Raw genomic sequence first — 19298 nt, forward strand, 5'->3', positions numbered from 1 at the left:
GCTCAGGGGGCAATGATGTCGGCGTCGTCGCCGCTGCCGCCGGGTACGCCGTCGCGGCCGAGCGAGAGGATGTCGTATTCCCCGCGGGTGCCGGGCTTGCGGTACTGGTAGGCATGGCCCCAGGGGTCGACCGGGATGTCCTTGAGCAGGTAGGGGCCGTTCCAGCGCTTGAGCCCGGCCGGTGCGGTGCGCAGGGCTTGCAGGCCCTGCGCGGCGTCCGGGTAGCTGCCGACGTCGAGGCGGTAGGCATCGAGCGCGCGCGAGAAGGATTCGATCTGCGCCTTCGCGGTGGTGATCTCGGACTTGCTGACATGGCCGAACACGCGCGGCCCGACCAGCGCGGCGAGCATGCCGATGATGGCGACGACGACAAGCAGTTCGAGCAGGGTGAAACCGTGTTGTTCGGGGTGAGCCTGGGTCTTCTTCATGTTGCGGTGATTCCGGTGAGCCGTTTGCGCAACGGGCGGCGACCCGCTGCGCAAACGGCACCGCCTGCGGGGCGGTGCCGTTGCGGGCTGCTTGCGCAGCCCGTTTGCTGCATCAGAACTTGAAGTTGCCGTCGGCGCGATCGATCACGGCGCTGCAGCTTGCAGGCGTGCTCAGTTCGCGGTTGCCGGAACTCGTCGTCTGGTTGCTCTCCCACACTGCGGTTGAGCCGTTCCACTTCACATACTTGTACTGCACCGCGGTGCTCACCGGCAAGGTTGTTGTGCCACTCCAGGGGACGTTGGCACCCGAGCCCTGGATCGCCAGCAGGTAGCCCGAAGCCGGCGTCCAGTTGCCCAGCGCCGTCTGGTTGCCGACGACGTAGAGGTTCTGGCCGGTGACGGTGGCCGCGTTGGCGATGGTGAACTTCACCTGGCAGGCGGTCGCCGCCGGTGTCGTGACCGACAAGGCGGTGCTGGCGGCCGAGGTGTTACCGACGGCATCGTAGGCCCGTACCGTGTAGCTGTAGGCGGTGTTGGGCGAAACGGTGGTGTCGGTGTAGCTCGTGGTGGCGGTGCTGCCCACCTTCACGCCGGCGCGCAGCACGTCGTACCCGGTGACGCCGACGTTATCCGTCGACGCCGTCCAGGAGAGCGACACGCTGGTCGGCGTGGCGGCGGTCTTGGTCAACGCGGTCGGTACCGTCGGCGGTGTGACGTCGCCGCCGCTGCAGGGGTTGGTCTTGGTGACCACACCCGCGTTGATGGCCGAGATGCCGCTGGTGAGCGCGTAGTTGTTGCCGCCGTTGTTATCCCAGGTGCCGGCGCCGTTGTTGAACACTGCGGCGAGGCTTGTGGCCGCACCCAGCGAAACGGTTTGCATCTTCCAGCCGGTACAGGCCGGATCCATCGCCACGCCGGGTACCGCCGTCCAGCTGCCGCCGGTGGGGGCGTAGTGGACGTTGGTGCTGGCCCAGCCGCTCGGGATCTTGTGATAGATCGTCGCGGTGTTGCCGCCCGAGGTCGTCACCGACAGCGCCGTGCTGGCCGCCGAGGTGTTGCCGACCGCATCCTGCGCCTTGATCGTGTAGCTGTAGGTGGTGCCGCCCACAAGGCCGGAGTCGGTGTAGCTGGTGGCTGCGGTGGTGGCGATCTGCGTGCCGTTGCGCAGCACCAGGTAGGTGGCGACGCCGACGTTGTCGGTCGATGCCGTCCAGCTGACCGTGGCGCCGGTGGTCGTGATGTTCGACGGCGTCAGACCGCTCGGCACCGTGGGTGCCTGCGTGTCGGTCATCGCCGGTGTCGTCACGCTCACCGTTGCGCTGTCGCCCGACTTGTTGCCCGCGGCATCGTAGGCCTGCACCTTGTAGGTGTAGGTGGTCGATGCGGCGAGGCCATTGTCGGTGAAGCCGGTGCCGGTGGTCACGTTACCCACCTGCACGCCGCCACGGAACACGTAGTAGCCCATCACGCCGACGTTGTCAGTCGATGCCGTCCAGGTGACGCGCACGCTGTTGGCATCGATCGGTGTGGCGGTGATGCCGGTCGGTACCGTGGGCGCTTGCGTATCCGGCACGCAGGGGCTGGTGCCGCTGGTGACGCCACCGTTCTCGACCACCTGGATGCCGGTACCGAGGCTGTAGTTCTTGCCGGCGTTGTTGTCCCAGGTGCCCGATCCGTTGTTGAACGCAGCGGTGAGGCCGGCTGCACTGCCAAGGTTGGCGGTGTAGACCTTCCAGCCGGTACATGCAGCCGCCATCGTGACGCCCGGTACGGCCGTCCAGGTGCCGCCGATCGGCGAGTAGTGCAGGTTGGCCACCGTCCAGCTTGCTGCCGGCTTGTAGTAAACCGTGGCAACGTTGCCGGCCTGCGTGGTTACCGAGCCCGCAGCGCTGGCGGGGCCAATGTTGCCGGCCGCATCCACGGCCTTGACCGTGTAGCTGTAGGTGGTCGAAGGCATCAGCGCGCTGTCGTTGTAGCTGGTGCCGGAGCTGGTGCCCACCTGCACACCGCCACGGAACACCTGATACTGGGCCACGCCGTAGTTGTCGGTCGCCGCCGGCCAGCTGATGGTTGCCGAGCTGGCCGTCAGGTTCGAGCCAACCGGGGTGCCTGGCGCGGTCGGGGCGATCGTATCCGGCACCTTGGTCGTCACCGACATGCTGCCGCTCTTGGCCGACTGGTTGCCGGCGGCATCCACCGCGAGCACCTGATAGCTGTAGGCGGTGGAAGCGGTGAGGCCGCTGTCGGTGTAGCTGGCAGTTGCACTGGTGCCGACCATCACGCCATCGCGGAAGACCTGATAGCCGGTCACGCCGACGTTGTCGGTCGACGCGGCCCAGCTCAGCTTGACGCTGCGGTCGGTGGTGGTGCCGGCGGCCGGCGTGCCCGGGGTGGTGGGCGCAGTGCTGTCGATGACCAGGAAGGGGTAGACGCCCGGCACGCTGCCGTTCACATCTTCGACATAGCCGGACCCGGTTGCGCTGGGCGAGTAGGTGCCGGCGCCAACGTAGACCTGCTGGATCTCGGACTTGGTGACGTTGCCCTTCGCGTCGGTCATCTCGACGTAGTAGTCGAGCAACTGGTCGCGGTACTCAGTGAGGTAGGTGTAGTAGAGGTTGCCGATCTCCTGCGCGGGCACCACGGCCAGGGTGTCTTGCGTGGTCTTGTTCCAGGCCACGCCGTTCATCACCGGCTTGAGGTCGCGCATCTGCATCGTGTAGGACTTCCACGCGCCGACGTTGGCGGGGGTGATCGAGAGCCCGGGCTTGCCGACCATCGCCGCCGGGTCATAAACCTTGTAGGTGTCGTCGGTGGCGTCAATCGTCTTCTTGGTGTGCGGGCGCACCATCACCTTCGCGCTGGCTACGCCCGAAACGTCGTAGCCATAGGTGTAGATCGCGAAGTCCTTGCTGTAGTGCTGGACGGTGTAGCCCTCGGCCTTGGAACCGTTCACCGAACCCGGGTTGTACGGATAGCGCTGCGGCCACCACAGCGAGGGGCCGGTCTTGTCCTTGGCCAGATTGGTGGTGACGTAGGGCTTGGAGAAGGCGAGCGAGTTGTTGAACGCAAGCGTCGGCTTGACGCTGTCGTCCTTGTTTTCGTCGTAGTAACCGAAGCCCGAATCCATGGCCGGCAGCAGGAAGTACCAGGCGAGCTCAGCCGGGTTGGCGCCGCCTGCGTAGTCCTTGCTCGCGTCGCCCTTGACCGGGTAGGACATCATCCACGGGTTGAGCTGGTTGCCCGCGTGGGTCACTTCCTTGTCGAGTGCGGTGGTCGGCGACCAGTAGCTCGGGTGTGCATCAAGCCAGATCTGCTCAGCCGTCTTGGCGTAGTTCTGGGCTGCCTGCAGCAGTGCAAAGTTACGCTCCAGGTAGTGCCAGCCGTGTTCGAGCGAGACGGTCGCGCCTTCCGGATTGCCCTTGAGATCCTTCTTCGGCGCCAGGTTCATTCCGGTGGCGGTGTTGAAGCTGGCGAACTGCCCGGCCCAGATCATCGGTGGCAGGTGCCAGTGATACCAGGTCGGGTCCGAAGATGAATCGCGGGTATCGACCCAGGAGCCATCCTGCACATGCGCGATGTCGCTGGCCGGAATTGGGAAGGCCTTGAGGTACTCGTCGATCCCGAGGCAGTAACCGTTGCCCGCGCAGGTGGTGCTGTAGCCCGACTGCCAGGTGTTGATCGATCCGGCACGGCCGTCACCGTTGTCGCCGTCGTGCGCGATCACGAAGAATTGGCGCGGTTCGAGCGCGGCGTAGGGCGTCAGCTCGTCAACCGAGATCTGCCCTTCCCAACCTTCTTCCCAGGAGCCGTTCTGGCTCACCGGAATGCCGGCGACTTGCGTGACAGCGCCGCTTGCCGGGTCGACGTGGCGCACGTTGTGCGGGGTCGAGGCAAACGGGAACTTGTTGACGATCACCTGTTTCTCGTGCGCCATGCCGTTGGCAACCCAGGTGCCGGTGGTCGAGGTGTTGCGCAGGTCGGCACGGTTTGGCGGCGAAACCAGGGTGTCGCCGGTCGCGTCAAAGCGCGCGTACGGGTAGTCCTTCAGCGTGCGCGAGAAGTGGTTGTTGCCGAGCACCGACCACTGCACGCCCAGCTTGGCCAGCGTCGGGATCAGGCGATCCGAGAAACCCAGCTCGGTCGGGAAGAAGCCCTTCGAGGACTTGTAGCTGCCGCCCAGGAAGTAGGACTGCGCCTGGGTGACGTTCTGGAAAATCAGGTCCTTGAGGAAGTAGTCCGGCCCCACCAGCGGCCCCATCGTGTGGTGGCCGGTGAAGTGGATCAGATCCAGCGTGCGGTTGTTGTTCGTCGTCTTGAGGCCGTCGTAGGTGTTCTTCCACGCCGTGCCCCAGCTCGGGTTGTTGTAGCGCGCAATGTTGTTGAGCTCGTTGAGGCTCTGCACGTTGTTGATCACCGCGCCCGACATCGTGACGTGAATCTGCCCCTTGCCGCCACCGAAGCCCTGCAGCTCATTGGCCACCTGCATCGGCCAGCCCATGTAGGCGCCCGACTTGGCATCCTGGTCGTAGTACTTGTTACTTTCCAGCGCGTCGTGCGGCATGATGCCGCCGCCCTGCGATGCCGGCAGGAAGTAGCTGTAGCCGGCGGGAGGGCTCTTCTTGAGGTTGATCACCTCGCCGTCGTAGGTGTAGCGCACCGGCGAACCGATCGCGGTGCTGTTGTACTTCGCCGCCACATCGACCGCGTAGAACGGCCAGAAATTCGGCATATGGTTGTGATACACGTGCGCGGCAGGAATGCCGGCCTCCACCTCTGCCACCGTCAGCCCGGTCGCGAACAGCGTCGCGACGCACAGGGCAAGTGGCTTCATGCGAAAACGCATGGTCTTCTCCTCTGGAACCTTCTGTTGTTTTGGGCCTGCTCCGCGGGTGCGACGGGTGCTGCCCCGGTCCGTTCGATGCGGCCGGCGAGTAGGGTTGAGGGGCCTTGCGGGGGCGCGCTGCGCTGCTGGAGCAGGGGGCAAACGGAAAGCGCGTGCAAGGCGGCACTGCGCCGCTCGCAGCGCGAGCGGACAAAGGCGGACATGGGCTTGGCGGCGGCCGCGGCGCTAGCGCGGCGGCATCGGGCGCAGGGTTCGGGCGAGCATTGGCCGCGGCGGCGAAGCCGGGCGTGACGACGGAAGTGGGCAGTCGAGCGCTGCGCGCGCGCATCTGAGCTTCATGCTGAAGACTCCATGGATCAATCCTGGACCATTGCCGGAGAAGCCCTACCACGACGCGCAATCCGACCCGGGAGGGTCGGCACGTGGATCCGCAACGGAAGTGCCGGGTACCTTGATGGCACCTCGAATGTGTAGATAACAGTTAATCAGTGGATTTGTAAAATTTCAAGAAAATCTCATGTTGCATTGCGGTGCAATATCGGTGTGAAATAAGTCACAACCAACAGCAAAGCCAAGCGGATGTAAGATGGTGCGCTGCAGCAAATTTGTTGCAAAAACTAATTGCCCGATAAACAAAACTGCATCGCAGCGTGTCCGCGATGCATCAGTTCGCCACCTCGGCGCCGATAAACAGACCAGGACACTCTGCCGCCCCCAGGCCCAGAATGGATTCACAGAGCACCCCCCTCGCGCCGGATCCCGAACTGCTTGCCGCCGAAGCGCTCTACTTCGAGGGCCGGCTGGACGAGGCGATCACATGCCTGGAGGCAGCAGCCGATCGCGCGCAAGGCGCCGGCGATCTGCGCGGCGCGGCGCGCCGTGCCGCGCGCCGAGGGCGCTATCTGGGCGTGCGCAACCGCAATGTCGACGCCTTGCTCGGCATGGTGGGTGCGGCGGTGCTGGCGCACCGGAGCGCCGACCCGGTGGCGATGGCGGAACTGCGCCAGGCGATGGGCCTGGTCCTTGCGATCCTCGGCCTCAAGCCGCTGGCGCGCGCGGCCAACGCCGCGGCGATACGTGATTTCGCAGCGCAGGGCGACACCGAGGCGGTCCTTCGCTCGCGCCTCGATTTCAGCTTCGTGCTGGGGATGTGCGGCGAGTTTGAGGCCTGCTGTGAGCTTGCCGAGCCCCTGCTGGCCGAATTCGTCAGCCGGGGCGACCTGATCCCGGCCATCGCGACGGCCAACAACCACGCGTCTGCGCTGGTCGAGCTCGGCCGCTTCGATGCCGCGCAGGATTTGCTCGCGCCCTGGATTGCCCATGACGCCGTGCCCAGCCACCACAAGCTGCGCTGCTACGAAACCCTGCTGACGGTGGCGCTCGCGGCGCGCCAGTTCGACGAGGCACGCTTCGTCGCCGGCGTGCTGGCGCGCGGCGCGGCAGAAACACGGCCGGATCTCGCGCACCGCTCGGCGCGCTTCTTCCAGGCCCGCATTGCGTGGGCAGAAGGCGACGGGCGCCGCGCGCTCGAACTGCTGCGTGACGTGCTGCAAGACCCCGCCACCCTGCGGCAGGACTGGTTGCAGAAGGCGTCCGACCTGCTCATCGACATCGCGCGCGACCAGCAAGACCTGATGCTGCAGGCGCAGGGGTACCGCCACCTGATGGCGCTCTCCGACAATCGCGCGCAGGCAGATCGGCGTGTCACCGAGGCGCTGATCCGCCGCGACTGCGCCTGGGCCTTTGACCCCGCGCGTGCCAGCGCCACCGCGCTGCCCGATGCGCCTGCGGTGAGCGAGGTCTGGCTTACCTACCACCGTGGCGGCGATCCGCAGCGCGCCTTCGCGCTGGCGGAAGCGGCCCGAGCCGATGCGCTCGCCGCCGGCGAGCGGATCATCGCCGCCCGGCTGCTCGGCCTGATGGCGCGCCTGGGTGGCTTGCTCGGGCGCGGCGAAGCGGCGCTGGGCTGGGCGGTGCAGGCGGTGTGCGAGGCAGCGGATCTGCCCGATCTGCGCCTGGAAATGGAGCTGCGCCGCTCACTCGCGGTGTGCCTGGGTTCGCTTGGCCTGATCGATGCGGGGCTTGCCGTGCTTGCCTGCGCGGCGCACAACAGCGAAGCGCTGGGCGGCGAGGGCGGCCACTGGATTGCGCTCGATCAACTCTTCCTGCTCGCTAGCGGCGGGCGGCACGCGGCGGCCTGCGAGCTGGCCGGCCCGCTCACCGGGCAACTGGCCGCCGCCGGCGAATGGGTGCCGGCGCTGCTGGCCGCCAACAACCATGCCTGCTCATTGTCGGAACTCGGGCGCAATGACGAAGCTGGTGCCTTGCTGCAAACCTGGCTGGCGCGCAGTGAAGTGCCCGAATCGCGCAAGGCGCGCGCACGCGACAGCCTGATCGATGTCCTGCTGGCCAACGCGCAGTACGACGAGGTGGATGCCCTGCTCGAGGCCGCTGAACGCGAATCGAATCCTGAGCGCGGCCTGCTCGGCCCGCTCGGCATCACCCTGCACCGGGGCCGCCTTGCCTGGCTGCGGGGCGATTCCGCGCAAGCCCTGCAAAGCCTGCGCAGCGTCATCGACAACCCGGCGGCGCTGCGCGAAGACTGGTTGCGCAAGGCAAGCACCGTGCTGATCGCGATCGCCAGCGAAACCAACGACTACGCCTTGCAGGACGCCGCCTGGCAAAGGCTGATCGGCATCAACCGCGCCCGCGCCGAACGTGACCGGCGCATCACTGCGCTGATCCTGCGCCAGCAATTTGCCTGGGTGTTCGAGGACGCCGACGCGCTCAGCGGCTGACGCGTGAGGTGCCGCCGCTCGAGAGCAGGCGCACCTTGTCGCCCACCTTGAAGTCGTCCTGCTCGGAGACCGCCTGCACCACCGCAATGGTTTCGCCGCGCGCCATCCGCAGCGTGATCTCCACCGCCTGCGAGCGTGTGGCGGCCTCTTCGACCGTCGAACCGACGATGCCACCCGCCACCGCGCCGACCACGGCCGCGATGTCCGCACCCTTGCCCTGGCCGACCGCGCTGCCGGCAATGCCGCCGATGGCCGCGCCGGCGATCGTGCCGATCGGTGTCTTGGTGCCTTCGAGCACCACCGGGCGCAGGGCGACGATCTCGCCGTATTCCACCGTCTGCACCTTGCGTGCTTCCTCACGCGAGTAACTGTCGCCCGAGAGCGTGGACATGCAGGCGCTCAAACTCAGGCAGAGGGCGCTGGCGAGAACGAGGCTGTGAAGTTTCATGACTGACTCCTGATTGGGCCCCGGCGCGGCCGGCCTGCCGGGTGTGATGCTGCCTTAACGCGCCAGCCGGGCAGGTGGCTGACAGGCGCCATGTCGCCGCAGCCGCCCACGCAGCGCGAATTTGCGCGTCTCTTCCAGCACGAACAGCAGGGCTGCGGCGCCGGCGAAGACCAGCCACAGCCAGGCCGGCAGGGCGGTCGTGCCGAACAGCAATTGCCCCGCCGGGGTGTAGACGATGAGCGCCAGCAAGCCCAGCTCGCAGACCAGGCCGACGAGCAGCAGCGGGTTCTTGCGCAGCGGCAGGCGCCAACTGGCCGCGAGCGGATCGCGGCAGACAAACAGATTCGCCACCTGCGCCGCTACGATGGCGGCGAGGCAGGCGGTGGTGGCGCTGAGGTAGAGCGGATCATGCCGCGCCAGCGATTGGCCCCACTGCCAGCCGCCCAGGTGCAGCACGAGGAAGAACGCGGCCATCGATACCGCGCCCTGGATCATGCCCAGCCACAGGTAGGCACGCAGCAGCACCGGCCACGAGAGCAGGCGTTCGCCCCGGCGCCGCGGCGGCTGGCGCATCACGTCCTCGCGCGGCGGCTCGGCCCCCAGTGCCAGCGCGGGGACAAGATCGGTGCCAAGGTCGACGGCGAGGATCTGGATCACCGTGAGCGGCAAGGGAATGCGCAGCAGCACGAAGGCCAGGTAGGGGACGACTTCCGGGATGTTGGAGGTGAGGATGTAGGTGAGGAACTTGCGCAGGTTCTCGAACACCGCACGGCCTTCCTCGACCGCGTTGACGATGCTGCCGAAGTGGTCGTCCAGCAGCACCAGATCGGCCGCCTCCTTGGCGACATCGGTGCCGCTCAGGCCCATTGCGATGCCGATGTCGGCCGTCTTGAGCGCCGGCGCGTCGTTCACGCCGTCGCCGGTAACGGCAACGATCTCGCCCTTGCGTTGCAGTGCCTGCACCACCAGCATCTTCTGTTCGGCGCTGACGCGGGCGAACAGCACCTCGGGTGCGTCGAGCGCCAGTTGCAACTGCGCCGGCGTCATTTTCCGCACCGCGTCGCCGCGCAGCACGCTGGGCGACGCGCCGCGTACCAGACCGATCTGGCGCGCAATGGCCAGCGCGGTGCCGGGGTGGTCGCCGGTGATCATGATCACGCGGATGCCGGCCCCATGGCAGCGCGCCACCGCTTCGGCCACGTCGGCGCGTGGCGGGTCTTCAAGGCCGATCAGGCCGTACAGGCACAGGCCCGCTTCGGCAATTGGCTCGCCGGCCTTGAAGTGGCGGCCGGCGCAGGCCAGCACGCGCAAGCCGGCGGTGGCCATGGCGTCCTGCTCGCGGGCGAAGTGCGCGCGCGCGTGCGCGTCGAGCGCCACCTCGCCGGCACTCGTCCAGCGTGTGGCACAGCACGGCAGCACCGATTCGGGCGCGCCCTTGCACAGCAGCAGGCTGCCCTCGGCGCTGGCCAGCATCACCGACATGCGGCGGCGGTCGGCGTCGAAGGGCAACTCGCCGGTGCGCGGCGCCAGCGCTGGCTTGCCACCGAAGGCCCAGAGCGCCAGTTCCATCGAATCGCCGCTTGCGCCGGTGGGCGGAAAGCGCAGATCGTGGCACTGCCCGGCGACCTCACGCAGCGCGGCGGGCGCTGTGTCGACGCCCTGCCAGACGTGCCAGCGCGCCACCTTCATGCGGTTCTCGGTCAGGGTGCCGGTCTTGTCGGAGCAGATCACGGTGGTCGAACCCAGTGCTTCGACCGCCGGCAGGTGCCGGACCAGCGCGTTGCGTTTGGCCATGCGTTGGGTGGCCATCGCCAGCGACAAGGTGACGGTGGGCAGGAGCCCCTCCGGCACGTTGGCGACGATCACGCCGATCGCGAACATGAAGGTGTCCCAGAAGGGCAGCCCGACCGCGTGGCCGATCAGGAAGAACACCACGCCAAGCCCGCTGGCGATCAGCGCGACGATGCGCGAAACGTGGCGGATCTCGCGCTGCAGCGGCGATTCCACCTCGCCGGCGGTTTGCGTCAGGTGCGCGATGCGCCCGAACTCGGTGTGCATGCCGGTCGCAAACACCAGTGCCGTGGCGCGGCCAGAGACCACCAGGGTGCCGGCGCGCAGCAGGTTGCGCGCGGCCTGCACGTCCGGCTCGCTCGCCGCTTCGGCCACGCCGGCACGCGCGTAGGCCTCGCCGGTGAGGGTCGCGAGATTCACCCGGATGCCGGTGCTTTCAAGAATGCGGCAGTCGGCTGGCACGCGATCGCCTTCAGCGATCAGCACGATGTCGCCCGGCACCAGCGCAACGGCCTCGATGGTCTGCTCGATGCCGTCGCGAATCACGATCACCTGCTGCGGCAACAGCCCGCGCAAGGCGGCCAATGCGCGTTCGGCGCGCCAGCTTTGCCAGAACGAAAAAACGCCGTTGATGAGGATGACGCCAAGGATGGCCAGCGCCAGCGCGTGCATGCCTTCGCCGGGTTGGTAGTAATCGGCCAGCAGTGCGAGCGCCGCGCCGATCCACAGAATCAGCGCGAAGAAGTGGGTGAACTCGCGCAGGAACACCAGCCACACGGATTCACGCCGCGCGGCCTCAACCTGGTTGGCACCGTATTCGGCGGTGCGGCGCGCAACGTCCGCGGCCGACAAGCCCTGCGGCGAGCTGCGCAGGCTCGCGAGTGCGGCTTCCGGAGTCAGGTGGGCGATGTGTGTCATCTCGTGCGCCGCCAGGAAGGCGCACGAACCCGTGCGCGACAGGCAGACACCCGGATTGTGCGCCGGCCTGCGCGCGGCGACGAGCGGTTTTGCAGGGCGCGGCGCGCCCTGCGCGGGCTCAGGCGGCCTTGAGTGCGATGGCGGCGAGTACGCTGTCGCGCCGCGCGGCCATTTCGGGGCTCAGGTCCGGCATCGGCACAAAACCGGGCAGTGCGGCAACCCGGGCGAGCCAGTCGCGCACGCGCGGGAAAGGGGCGAGGTCGATCAAGCCGTGCTCGGCGACCGAGAGGTAGGGGAACATCGCCACATCGGCAATCGACGCCTGCTCGCCGGTCAGCCACTCGCCCAGCGCGAGCGTGCGCGACATGGCTTGCAGCAGGCGGATGCTGCGCTTGCTCACTTCGTCAGTCGGTGCTTCGCCACGGAAGACCACGCTGACGCGCGCCGCAGCCGGGCCGAATTGCACTTCGCTGGCGGCCGCGGCGAGCCAGCGGGTGACTTTGGCCAGGCCTTCCGGGTCCAGCGGTAGCCAGTGCTCGGCACCGTAGCGGCGCGCCAGGTACACCAGGATCGCCTGCGAATCGGCGAAGGTTTTCTCGCCGTCGGAGAGTACCGGCACCTGGCCCAGCGGGTTCAGCGCCAGCATCTGCTCGGTCCGGTGCTCACCTTGTGCGAGGTTGAGCTCGCGCGTTTCGAAGGGGAGCCCGAGCAGGTTCAGAAACAGGCGAACCTTGTGGCAGTTGCCCGATTGCGCGTAGGTGTAGAGGGTGATCATGGCCGTCCTCCCTTGGGTGAGGGCCGCAGCATGCGCCGCGAAGTATTGAATCCGTGTGACAGCGGCCGGCGGGCCAGCGCGAAGCGTGCCGCCGGCTGCAGCAAGCAAGGCGCGCATCATGGATCTATTCATCCGCCGGATAAATGGCTTTTGGTGGAATGGATTATTCCGCCATGTGAAGCAATAATGCCCCGATGGACAAACTGCGCGAGATGGAAGCCTTCGTGCGCATCGTGGACGCAGGCAGCCTCACCGCGGCGGCCGAGGCGATGCAGCTCTCCACACCGTCGATGGTGCGTCTGCTCGCCGGGCTGGAGCAGCGCGTCGGCGTGCGCCTGCTCAATCGCACCACCCGGCGCATGGCCCTGACCCCCGAGGGGCGCGACTTCCACGCCCGCTGCCAGCGCATCCTGGCCGAGATCAGCGATGCCGAAGCCTTGCTGGGGCAGCCGGGTGAAGTGGCGCGCGGGCCGCTGCGCTTCACCGCCCCGGCCCTGTTCGGGCGCATGCATGTCTTGCCGCTCGCCACCGAGTTTGCGCGCCAGCACCCCGAGGTGCGCATCGAAGCCCTGCTCTTCGACCGCATCGTCGACATGGTCGAGGAGGGCGTCGACCTTGGCATCCGCATTGCCCATCTGCCGGACTCCGGCTTGGTCGCTCATGCCGTGGGTGAGGTGCGCCGTGTCTGGTGCGCCAGCCCTGCTTACCTGGCACGCGCTGGCTGGCCGCAGCACCCGCGCGAACTCGCGCGCCACGCCTGCCTGCGCTTTACCGTGGTCTCGCCGCGGGCCGAGTGGCAGTACCTGGACGAAGGCGTGCGGCACGAAGTGCTCGTCAGCGGGCCGATCGCCAGCAACCAGGCCGCACCGCTCATCGATGCCTGTGTCGACGGGGTCGGCATCGGCATGTTCCTCTCTTACCAGGTCGCGCCGCTGGTCGAAGCGGGGCAGCTATGCGTGCTCCTGGCCGACTACTGCTTGCCGCCCCTGCCGGTGAACGTGGTGTATCCGCAAGCGCGCCTATTGCCCGCGCGCACCCGCCTGTTCGTGGAATGCCTGCGACAGGCCCTGCCCGCGCGGATCGGCGCGTCGTTGTGAGCGTTCAGGACAGCAGGAAAGCGCCCAGTAACGCCGCGCCAGCCAGCACCCAAAGCGGGTTGAAACGCGCACGCCAGTAGGCCGCCGCCGCAACGCCTGCGACAAGCCAGCCGCGCCAGTCGGTGGCGGCTGCCGCGTTCAGCAGCCAGCCGCTGCCCAGCACCAGCCCGATCGTGACCGGCGCAAGGCCGCGCTCCAGGGCCTGCCGCCCGGGCGATGCGCGCAGGCGTTCCCAGGCCTTGCCGACCGTGAAGGCCAGCACGGAAGAGGGTCCGCAGATCCCCGCCGTGGCCAGCAGTGCGCCGGGAATCCCGCCCAGCTTCCAGCCAATCAGCGTCACCACCAGTACGTTCGGGCCGGGCGCCGTCGCCGCAATGGCAAAGAGGGTGGCGAACTCCGGCCCGCTCAGCCAGCGGTGGATATCGACAACCTGGCGGTGCAGCTCGGGCACGATGGCATTGGCGCCACCTACGGCCACCAGCGAGAGGGTGGCGCAGCCAAGCAGCAGTTCGCCCAGGCTTGGCGCTGCCGCGTTGCTCATCGCCGCTTCTCCGTTTGCAGATCGCGCCAGGCCAGCGCGATGCCGCAAGGCGCGGCCACGGCCAGCACCGCAAGCAGTGGCAGGCGCAGCCAGGCAATGGCGACAAAGGTGGCCGCTGCCAGCAGGCGTGACCACCACGCGGGTTCGAGTTTCTGTGCAAGCTTTGCCCCGGTGGCCAGGATCAGCCCTGCGGCGGCCGCCGCTACCGTGGTCAGCACCCCTTGCAGCCAAGGTACCGCTGCAAAGTGGCGCCAGCCTTCGGCAAGCAGAAGCACGATGAACAATGGTGCGAGCAGGAGGCCCGAGGCCGCTGCCAGGGCGCCGCGCCAACCCGCGCAACGCGCACCGAACACCACCGAGAGGTTCACGATGTTCGGCCCCGGCAGCAGCTGGCCCAGCGAGAGCAATTCGGTAAAGCCGCGGTCGTCGAGCCAATGCCGTTCATCCACCAGCATCCGGCGCGCCCACGGCAGCACGCCCCCAAAGCCGCGCATGCCAACGCTGAAGAAAGCCGCAAAAAGGGCCGCGCAGCGCGGGTGCGGATTGAGGGTCACGGTGTCCATGCCCGCAGTGTACGGCGGGCGATGTGCGGGCGGCGAGTGCTGCCGGGCCGTCGCGCCGCTTCAGGCCTGCATCGTGAGCGGCACGGCGCCGTGCGCGCGCAGGGTAGTGGCGGCCTGGTGCTGGCCCTGCTGCACGGCGCGGCCCAGCGGTGTGAAGTCGCGCTTATCGGCCAGCGCGGGGTCGGCGCCGGCGGCGAGCAGGGTTTCGACGATCGCGACATGCCCGTACATCGCGGCTTCATGCAGCGGTGTCCAGCCGTTCGAGCAGGCGGCATTGACGTCGGCCCCGGCGGCGATCAGGTGGCTGACGACGATGCCGTGGCCGTTGCGCGCGGCCCAGTTGAGCGGGCTGGAGCGATAGACGTTGCGCGCATTCACATTGGCGCCGGCGGCAATGAACAGGCTCACCAGGCAGTCATGCCCGTCGCCGGCGGCCCAGAACAGCGCGGTGCTGCGCTCGGCGTCGGTGGCATCCACCGGTGCGCCGGCATCGAGCAGGTGGCGGGCGATGGTTTCGTAACCGTGGCAGGCGGCGCTGTGCAGGGCACACCGGCCGAAGCGGTCGGCGATGTCGAGCCGCGCGCCGGCGTGCAGCAGTAGCGTCACCAATTCATCGCGGCCCGCCTCGGTGGCCAGATGCAGGCAGCTGTGGCGGTCGTCGTCGAGTGCATTGACGTCTTCGCCGGCGGCGAGCGAGCGCTGCGCTGCTGCGGTGTTGCCGCGCGAGGCGGCGTCGTGCAGGGCTGTCATGGAGCGACCTCGTTCAATCTGTTCTCGGGCGGATGGCCTTGCGAACCCTGCCATGGCCAGATGACATTACCCGGCGAGCGGACGCCGATTGCCTTGCGCTGTCGCAAGAACTCAGCGGTGCGCCACGAAATGCCGCGGCAAAGCAAAAGCCCGGCGCTGGGCCGGGCTTTGCGGGGAGCTGGAATCGCCTTACTTTTCGACGAAGGCGTGTTCGATCACGTAGTCGCCGGGTTCGCCGATGCGGCGCGACATCTTGAAGCCGCGCCGGTCGAGCAGTTCGCGTGAATCCTTGAGCATCGCCGAGCTGCCGCAGATCATCACGCGGTCCACCGCCGGGTCCAGCGGCGGCAGGCCGATGTCCTCGAATAGCTTGCCGGACTCGATCAGATCGGTCAGGCGGCCCTGGTTGCGGTAGGGCTCGCGGGTCACGGTCGGGTAGTAGATCAGCTTCTCGCTCACCGCCTCACCGAGGAACTCGTGCTGCGGCAACTCGTGGGTGATGTAATGCTCGTAGGCCAGCTCGGACACCGTGCGCACGCCGTGGATCAGCACCACCTTTTCGAACTTGTCGTACACATCCAGATCGCGGATCACGCTCATGAAGGGCGCCAGCCCGGTGCCGGTGGAAAACAGGTAGAGGTGCTTGCCCGGCAGCAGATCGTGCAGTACCAGCGTGCCGGTCGGCTTGCGCGACACCAGCACGTCGTCGCCGGGCTGGATCTGTTGAAGGCGCGAGGTGAGCGGGCCGTTGGGCAACTTGATGCTGAAGAATTCCAGGCTCTCTTCGTAGTTGGCGCTGGCGATCGAGTAGGCGCGGGTGAGCGGGCGGCCGTCGATTTCCAGCCCCATCATCACGAACTGGCCGTTCTCGTAGCGCAGCGCGCGGTCGCGCGTGGTCGTGAACGAGAACAGCGAGTCATTCCAGTGATGAACGCTGAGCACTATTTCAGTGATGTAGGCCGCCATGGTCGTAAAGGGCAAGGGATTCGGAAGGCCCGGATTTTACGGCTGCCCTGCTGTGCGCAAGGGCATAAGCCGGCATAAGATGCGACAAAAAAGTAATAAACAAAGCCATTGATAGCTGTATGGGTAATAAAGCGGCGCGGCCCGGCGATGGGCGGCGAGGAGACTGACACCATGGATTCGTCGCGCTTTGCGCAAACCCCGCAGCCGCCTTACTGGGCGGTGATCTTCAGCAACCAGCGCAGCGATGCCGATGGTGGCTACGGCGAGATGGCCGAACGCATGGTGACGCTGGCCGCGCAGCAGCCCGGCTTTCTCGGCATGGAGAGCACACGCGATGCGGCCGGCTTCGGCATCACCGTGTCGTACTGGGCGAGTGAGGCGGACATCGCGGCCTGGAAGGCCAACGCCGAACATCAGGTGGCCCGCCAGCTGGGGCGCGCCCAGTGGTACGCCGGCTTTGAACTGCGCGTCGCGCGGGTCGAACGGGCCTATGCGATGCGCAAGCCCGAAGCCACCTAGGGAAGGCCTGAATAAGTGGCTGCGACGGCGCATCGCTGCGTTGCGGCGTGCTCGCTCCCGCGCCTATCCCTTTGATATGTCTTGGTCGCTGCGCGCGCCGCGCCTTGCGCTGCATCCCTCTCGCTCACTTATTCAGACCTTCCCTGGCGTTTGAGGCGCTGCTCGCGCCGCACATCGATCCGGTAGAGCTTCCACGCCGCCCAGCCAAGGAAGGCCAGCACGAAGGAAGCGCAGCTCAGCCCCGCGACGCTCGCCATCGCAATCGGCGCGATCACGCCGGCAACGATGGCGTTCGACAGGCTCGCGAGGCAGGCTTGCAGCGACGACGCCATGCCCAGCCGCTGCGGAAAGCGGTCGAGCACCAGCAGCGTCACGCACGGTGCCAGCAACGACCAGCCAAAACCGATCAGCCCCACCGGCAGGATCGCCGACACCACCGAGGCCGGCAGCCACAGGTGGTAGAGCGTGTTGGCGAGCGAGACCACCAGCAGGATGCCGAAGCCGATGCGCACCTGGCGTTCGCGCGGGATCTTGCCGGCCAGGCGGCCACTGGCCCAGGCGCCGCCCATGATGCCGCTGATGCCCCAGCAGAAGAGCCAGAAGAACTGGGTCGGCGCCAGGTTCAGGTGGTGCCCCAGCAGCATCGGCGCCGACAGGATGAACACGAACATCGCGTTGAAGGGCACGCCGGAAGCCAGCGTCAGCAGCAGGAAACGGTAGTCCGACACCACCTGCCAGTAGCCGCGCGACAGCGCCACCGGGGTGAAGGGCTGGCGCCGCGCGGGCGGCAAGGTTTCCGGCAAGGTACGGGCAGCCAGCGCGAAGATCGCCACCGCCACCAGCGCGAGAAACCAGAAGATCGAGCGCCAGCCCAGCCATGCGAAGAGCCAGCCACCGATGATCGGCGCAATCGCCGGCGCAACGCCGAAGAACAGCGTGATCTGGCTCATCAGCTTCTGCGCGTGGTGGGCGGCGAACAGATCGCGCACGATCGCGCGGCCGACCACGATGCCGGCGCCGCAGCTCATGCCCTGCAGCACGCGGCCGCCGATCAGCACCCCCACATGCGAAGCGGTGGCGCACACCACGCTGGCAAGGGCGAACACCGCCACCCCCACCAGCACGACCGGCCGGCGGCCGTAGCTGTCAGACAGTGCGCCGTGGAACAGCATCATTACGGAAAAGCCGAGCAGGTAACCCGAGAGGGTTTGCTGCAGGTGCACCGGCGTGGTGGCCAGGCCCTGCGCGATGCCCTCGAAGGCCGGCAGGTAGGTGTCGATGGCGAAGGGGCCGAGCATGGCCAGCGTGGCCAGCAAGGCGGCGAGCACCCAGCGCGGCTGGTGCCAGGTGACGGCGGGGACGAATTCAGGGGGCTGAGGCATGGGGGCAGGATCAATGACAGGGAAGGGGGCTTGCGGTGGAGGCGCGCTCAGCGGGCCACCCCGGCGAAGCTGGCGATGCTTTCGTTGCCGTCGCGGTCCACCGCAATGACGCCGAACTGGTAGTTGTCTTTCGAGAGGCCCTTGAGCGTGACCCGCGTGTCGCGCCCGACCTCGCGCTGCGCTTGCCACACCGCCGAGGTGGTTTCGCGCCACACCACCCGGTAGCCGGCAAGGTCGGCCTCAGTGTTAGCGGCCCAAGACAGTGCCGTGTCGTTGCTCAGCGCAGCGGTGTCCATCACCACCTGCTGCGGGGCGGCCGGTGCACGGGCGAGGCTGGTCAGCGCGGCAGCGTTGGCACGGGTGACGCGCGCAACGTACTCGAAGTCGACGTACTCGGGCAGATCGCCGAAGGCGTGATCGCCCTCGGTGCGCAGATCCTGGTGCTGGTGCCGGAAGTCTTCCACCGGCTCGGTGAAGCGCACGGCGGCAAAGCCCCGCTCAAGGAAGGGCAGGTGGTCGCCGCCACGCAGGAAGCGGTCGCGCCGCGCCACCAGTTGCACGGTGAAGTCCGGCTGCCAGCGTTCGGCGCTGCGCTTGATCGCCCGCGCAAACTGGTGGGTAGGCGTGTCGTGCTCGCCGCCGGTCAAGGCAATGCGTGTGAGCGCCTCGCGTGCGGCCAGCGCGAACTTGTCTTCGCCGGGCTGGTTGCGTTGGTCGGCCAGCACCCGCTTGATCATCGGCGTGAGGCCGTCGGCAAACAGGCGCACCGTTTGCTCGCGGCGCACGCCATCGTCGCCAAGCGGGCTGCCGATGATGTCGTTGGTGATCATGCCCTCGATCCGCTCGCCGGCTGCCGCGGCATCGCGCGCGAAGCGGTCGGCGCCGAGCAGGCCTTGTTCCTCGCCCGCCACCGCAAGGAAAACCAGCGTCGCGTCGGTCGGCTGATCGGCCATTGCGCAGGCCATGGCCATCACCGCCGCGGTGCCCGAGGCATCGTCGTTGGCGCCGGGCGCATCGGAGCGGGCGTCCATCACATCGCTCGCGCGGGAATCGTAGTGCCCGCTCACGACGAAGATGCGGGCGCGGGCGGCCGGGTCCAGGCCCGGCAAGGTGGCGACGACGTTCACGATTTCGGTGGCTTTGTCGATGCGGCGCCCGGCCGGTTCGACGTGGCTCTGAAAGCGGACCTTCAGGCGCCCCTTGCGGGCGGCGTTGCAGGCCTCCAGCTCGCGCTTGATCCAGCGCCGCGCAGCGCCGATGCCGCGGGTGTCCGACGCGGTTTCACTCATCGTGTGGCGGGTGCCGAAGGCGGCTAGCGTTCGCACGTGGGCTTCGATGTCCTGAGCGCGGATGCGGTCCAGCACGGTACGGACGACGGCATCGTCAGCCAGGGCGATCATGGGGGCGGCTGCGATCAGCAGCGCCGCAAGGCGGGGCAGTTTCACGGGGGCGGTTTCCTTGTGGGAAGCCGCAAGGATA

14 protein-coding genes are annotated in these 19298 nt (G+C 67.6%); 3 read left to right on the plus strand and 11 right to left on the minus strand.

Annotation, left to right across the window (positions count from 1 at the left end):
• Positions 1-2 precede the first annotated feature (2 nt).
• Positions 3-428: a type II secretion system major pseudopilin GspG gene (gene gspG, locus OPU71_RS06185; RefSeq protein ID WP_267726263.1), complete on the minus strand. Its 426-nt coding sequence runs from the start codon at positions 426-428 to the stop codon at positions 3-5.
• Positions 429-540: 112 nt separating this feature from the next.
• Positions 541-5271: a carbohydrate binding domain-containing protein gene (locus tag OPU71_RS06190; protein ID WP_267726266.1), complete on the minus strand. Its 4731-nt coding sequence runs from the start codon at positions 5269-5271 to the stop codon at positions 541-543.
• A 725-nt stretch (positions 5272-5996) separates the two neighbouring features.
• Between OPU71_RS06190 and OPU71_RS06195 the strand changes: the two genes are divergently transcribed.
• Positions 5997-8069, plus strand: a complete 2073-nt coding sequence (locus tag OPU71_RS06195; RefSeq protein WP_267726268.1) for a hypothetical protein — start codon at positions 5997-5999, stop codon at positions 8067-8069.
• On the opposite strand, the gene OPU71_RS06200 is transcribed toward OPU71_RS06195, so the two are convergent.
• From OPU71_RS06200 to OPU71_RS06210, 3 genes are all read right to left on the minus strand, one after another.
• A complete protein-coding gene (locus OPU71_RS06200; protein WP_267726270.1) occupies positions 8059-8517 on the minus strand; it encodes a glycine zipper 2TM domain-containing protein in 459 nt (152 codons plus the stop codon). The two genes, OPU71_RS06195 and OPU71_RS06200, sit on opposite strands and share 11 nt — an antisense overlap.
• A 54-nt stretch (positions 8518-8571) precedes the next feature.
• Entirely contained in the window at positions 8572-11226 is a 2655-nt protein-coding gene (locus tag OPU71_RS06205) for a cation-translocating P-type ATPase (protein ID WP_267726272.1), read from the minus strand.
• 118 nt (positions 11227-11344) lie between these two features.
• Positions 11345-12001, minus strand: a complete 657-nt coding sequence (locus OPU71_RS06210) for a glutathione S-transferase family protein (RefSeq protein WP_267726274.1) — start codon at positions 11999-12001, stop codon at positions 11345-11347.
• Between the two features lie 194 nt (positions 12002-12195).
• Between OPU71_RS06210 and OPU71_RS06215 the strand changes: the two genes are divergently transcribed.
• Positions 12196-13098, plus strand: a complete 903-nt coding sequence (locus OPU71_RS06215) for a LysR family transcriptional regulator (RefSeq protein WP_267726276.1) — start codon at positions 12196-12198, stop codon at positions 13096-13098.
• Between the two features lie 4 nt (positions 13099-13102).
• Here OPU71_RS06215 and OPU71_RS06220 read toward each other — a convergent pair whose 3' ends face one another.
• The 4 genes from OPU71_RS06220 to OPU71_RS06235 form a co-directional block, all read right to left on the minus strand.
• Entirely contained in the window at positions 13103-13639 is a 537-nt protein-coding gene (locus tag OPU71_RS06220; RefSeq protein WP_267726278.1) for a chromate transporter, read from the minus strand.
• Positions 13636-14202: a chromate transporter gene (locus tag OPU71_RS06225; RefSeq protein WP_267726280.1), complete on the minus strand. Its 567-nt coding sequence runs from the start codon at positions 14200-14202 to the stop codon at positions 13636-13638. The genes OPU71_RS06220 and OPU71_RS06225 overlap by 4 nt, the downstream gene beginning before the upstream one ends.
• Positions 14203-14262: 60 nt before the next feature.
• Positions 14263-14952 (minus strand): ankyrin repeat domain-containing protein, encoded by a 690-nt coding sequence (locus tag OPU71_RS06230; protein WP_267726283.1) that lies wholly within the window; start codon positions 14950-14952, stop codon positions 14263-14265.
• Positions 14953-15141: 189 nt separating this feature from the next.
• Complete coding sequence (locus tag OPU71_RS06235) at positions 15142-15918, minus strand: ferredoxin--NADP reductase (RefSeq protein WP_267726466.1); 777 nt, start codon at positions 15916-15918, stop codon at positions 15142-15144.
• A gap of 171 nt (positions 15919-16089) precedes the next feature.
• Here OPU71_RS06235 and OPU71_RS06240 point away from each other — a divergent pair, with 171 nt between their 5' ends.
• Positions 16090-16437 carry an antibiotic biosynthesis monooxygenase family protein gene (locus OPU71_RS06240; RefSeq protein WP_267726285.1) on the plus strand — a complete coding sequence of 116 codons (348 nt, stop codon included), beginning with the start codon at positions 16090-16092 and terminating at the stop codon, positions 16435-16437.
• Positions 16438-16565: 128 nt separating this feature from the next.
• Here OPU71_RS06240 and OPU71_RS06245 read toward each other — a convergent pair whose 3' ends face one another.
• Entirely contained in the window at positions 16566-17819 is a 1254-nt protein-coding gene (locus tag OPU71_RS06245; RefSeq protein ID WP_267726287.1) for a multidrug effflux MFS transporter, read from the minus strand.
• Positions 17820-17866: 47 nt separating this feature from the next.
• Complete coding sequence (locus OPU71_RS06250) at positions 17867-19264, minus strand: M28 family metallopeptidase (protein ID WP_267726289.1); 1398 nt, start codon at positions 19262-19264, stop codon at positions 17867-17869.
• Between the last annotated feature and the right edge of the window lie 34 nt (positions 19265-19298).

Origin of the sequence: Niveibacterium sp. 24ML, assembly GCF_026586805.1 — a bacterium.
Classification (GTDB): Bacteria; Pseudomonadota; Gammaproteobacteria; order Burkholderiales; family Rhodocyclaceae; genus Niveibacterium.

Coding starts and splice junctions, on each gene's coding strand:
- gspG (WP_267726263.1), bottom strand. CDS start 428: ATGAAGAAGACCCAGGCTCACCCCGAACAACACGGTTTCACCCTGCTC.
- OPU71_RS06190 (WP_267726266.1), bottom strand. CDS start 5,271: ATGCGTTTTCGCATGAAGCCACTTGCCCTGTGCGTCGCGACGCTGTTC.
- OPU71_RS06195 (WP_267726268.1), top strand. CDS start 5,997: ATGGATTCACAGAGCACCCCCCTCGCGCCGGATCCCGAACTGCTTGCC.
- OPU71_RS06200 (WP_267726270.1), bottom strand. CDS start 8,517: ATGAAACTTCACAGCCTCGTTCTCGCCAGCGCCCTCTGCCTGAGTTTG.
- OPU71_RS06205 (WP_267726272.1), bottom strand. CDS start 11,226: ATGACACACATCGCCCACCTGACTCCGGAAGCCGCACTCGCGAGCCTG.
- OPU71_RS06210 (WP_267726274.1), bottom strand. CDS start 12,001: ATGATCACCCTCTACACCTACGCGCAATCGGGCAACTGCCACAAGGTT.
- OPU71_RS06215 (WP_267726276.1), top strand. CDS start 12,196: ATGGACAAACTGCGCGAGATGGAAGCCTTCGTGCGCATCGTGGACGCA.
- OPU71_RS06220 (WP_267726278.1), bottom strand. CDS start 13,639: ATGAGCAACGCGGCAGCGCCAAGCCTGGGCGAACTGCTGCTTGGCTGC.
- OPU71_RS06225 (WP_267726280.1), bottom strand. CDS start 14,202: ATGGACACCGTGACCCTCAATCCGCACCCGCGCTGCGCGGCCCTTTTT.
- OPU71_RS06230 (WP_267726283.1), bottom strand. CDS start 14,952: ATGACAGCCCTGCACGACGCCGCCTCGCGCGGCAACACCGCAGCAGCG.
- OPU71_RS06235 (WP_267726466.1), bottom strand. CDS start 15,918: ATGGCGGCCTACATCACTGAAATAGTGCTCAGCGTTCATCACTGGAAT.
- OPU71_RS06240 (WP_267726285.1), top strand. CDS start 16,090: ATGGATTCGTCGCGCTTTGCGCAAACCCCGCAGCCGCCTTACTGGGCG.
- OPU71_RS06245 (WP_267726287.1), bottom strand. CDS start 17,819: ATGCCTCAGCCCCCTGAATTCGTCCCCGCCGTCACCTGGCACCAGCCG.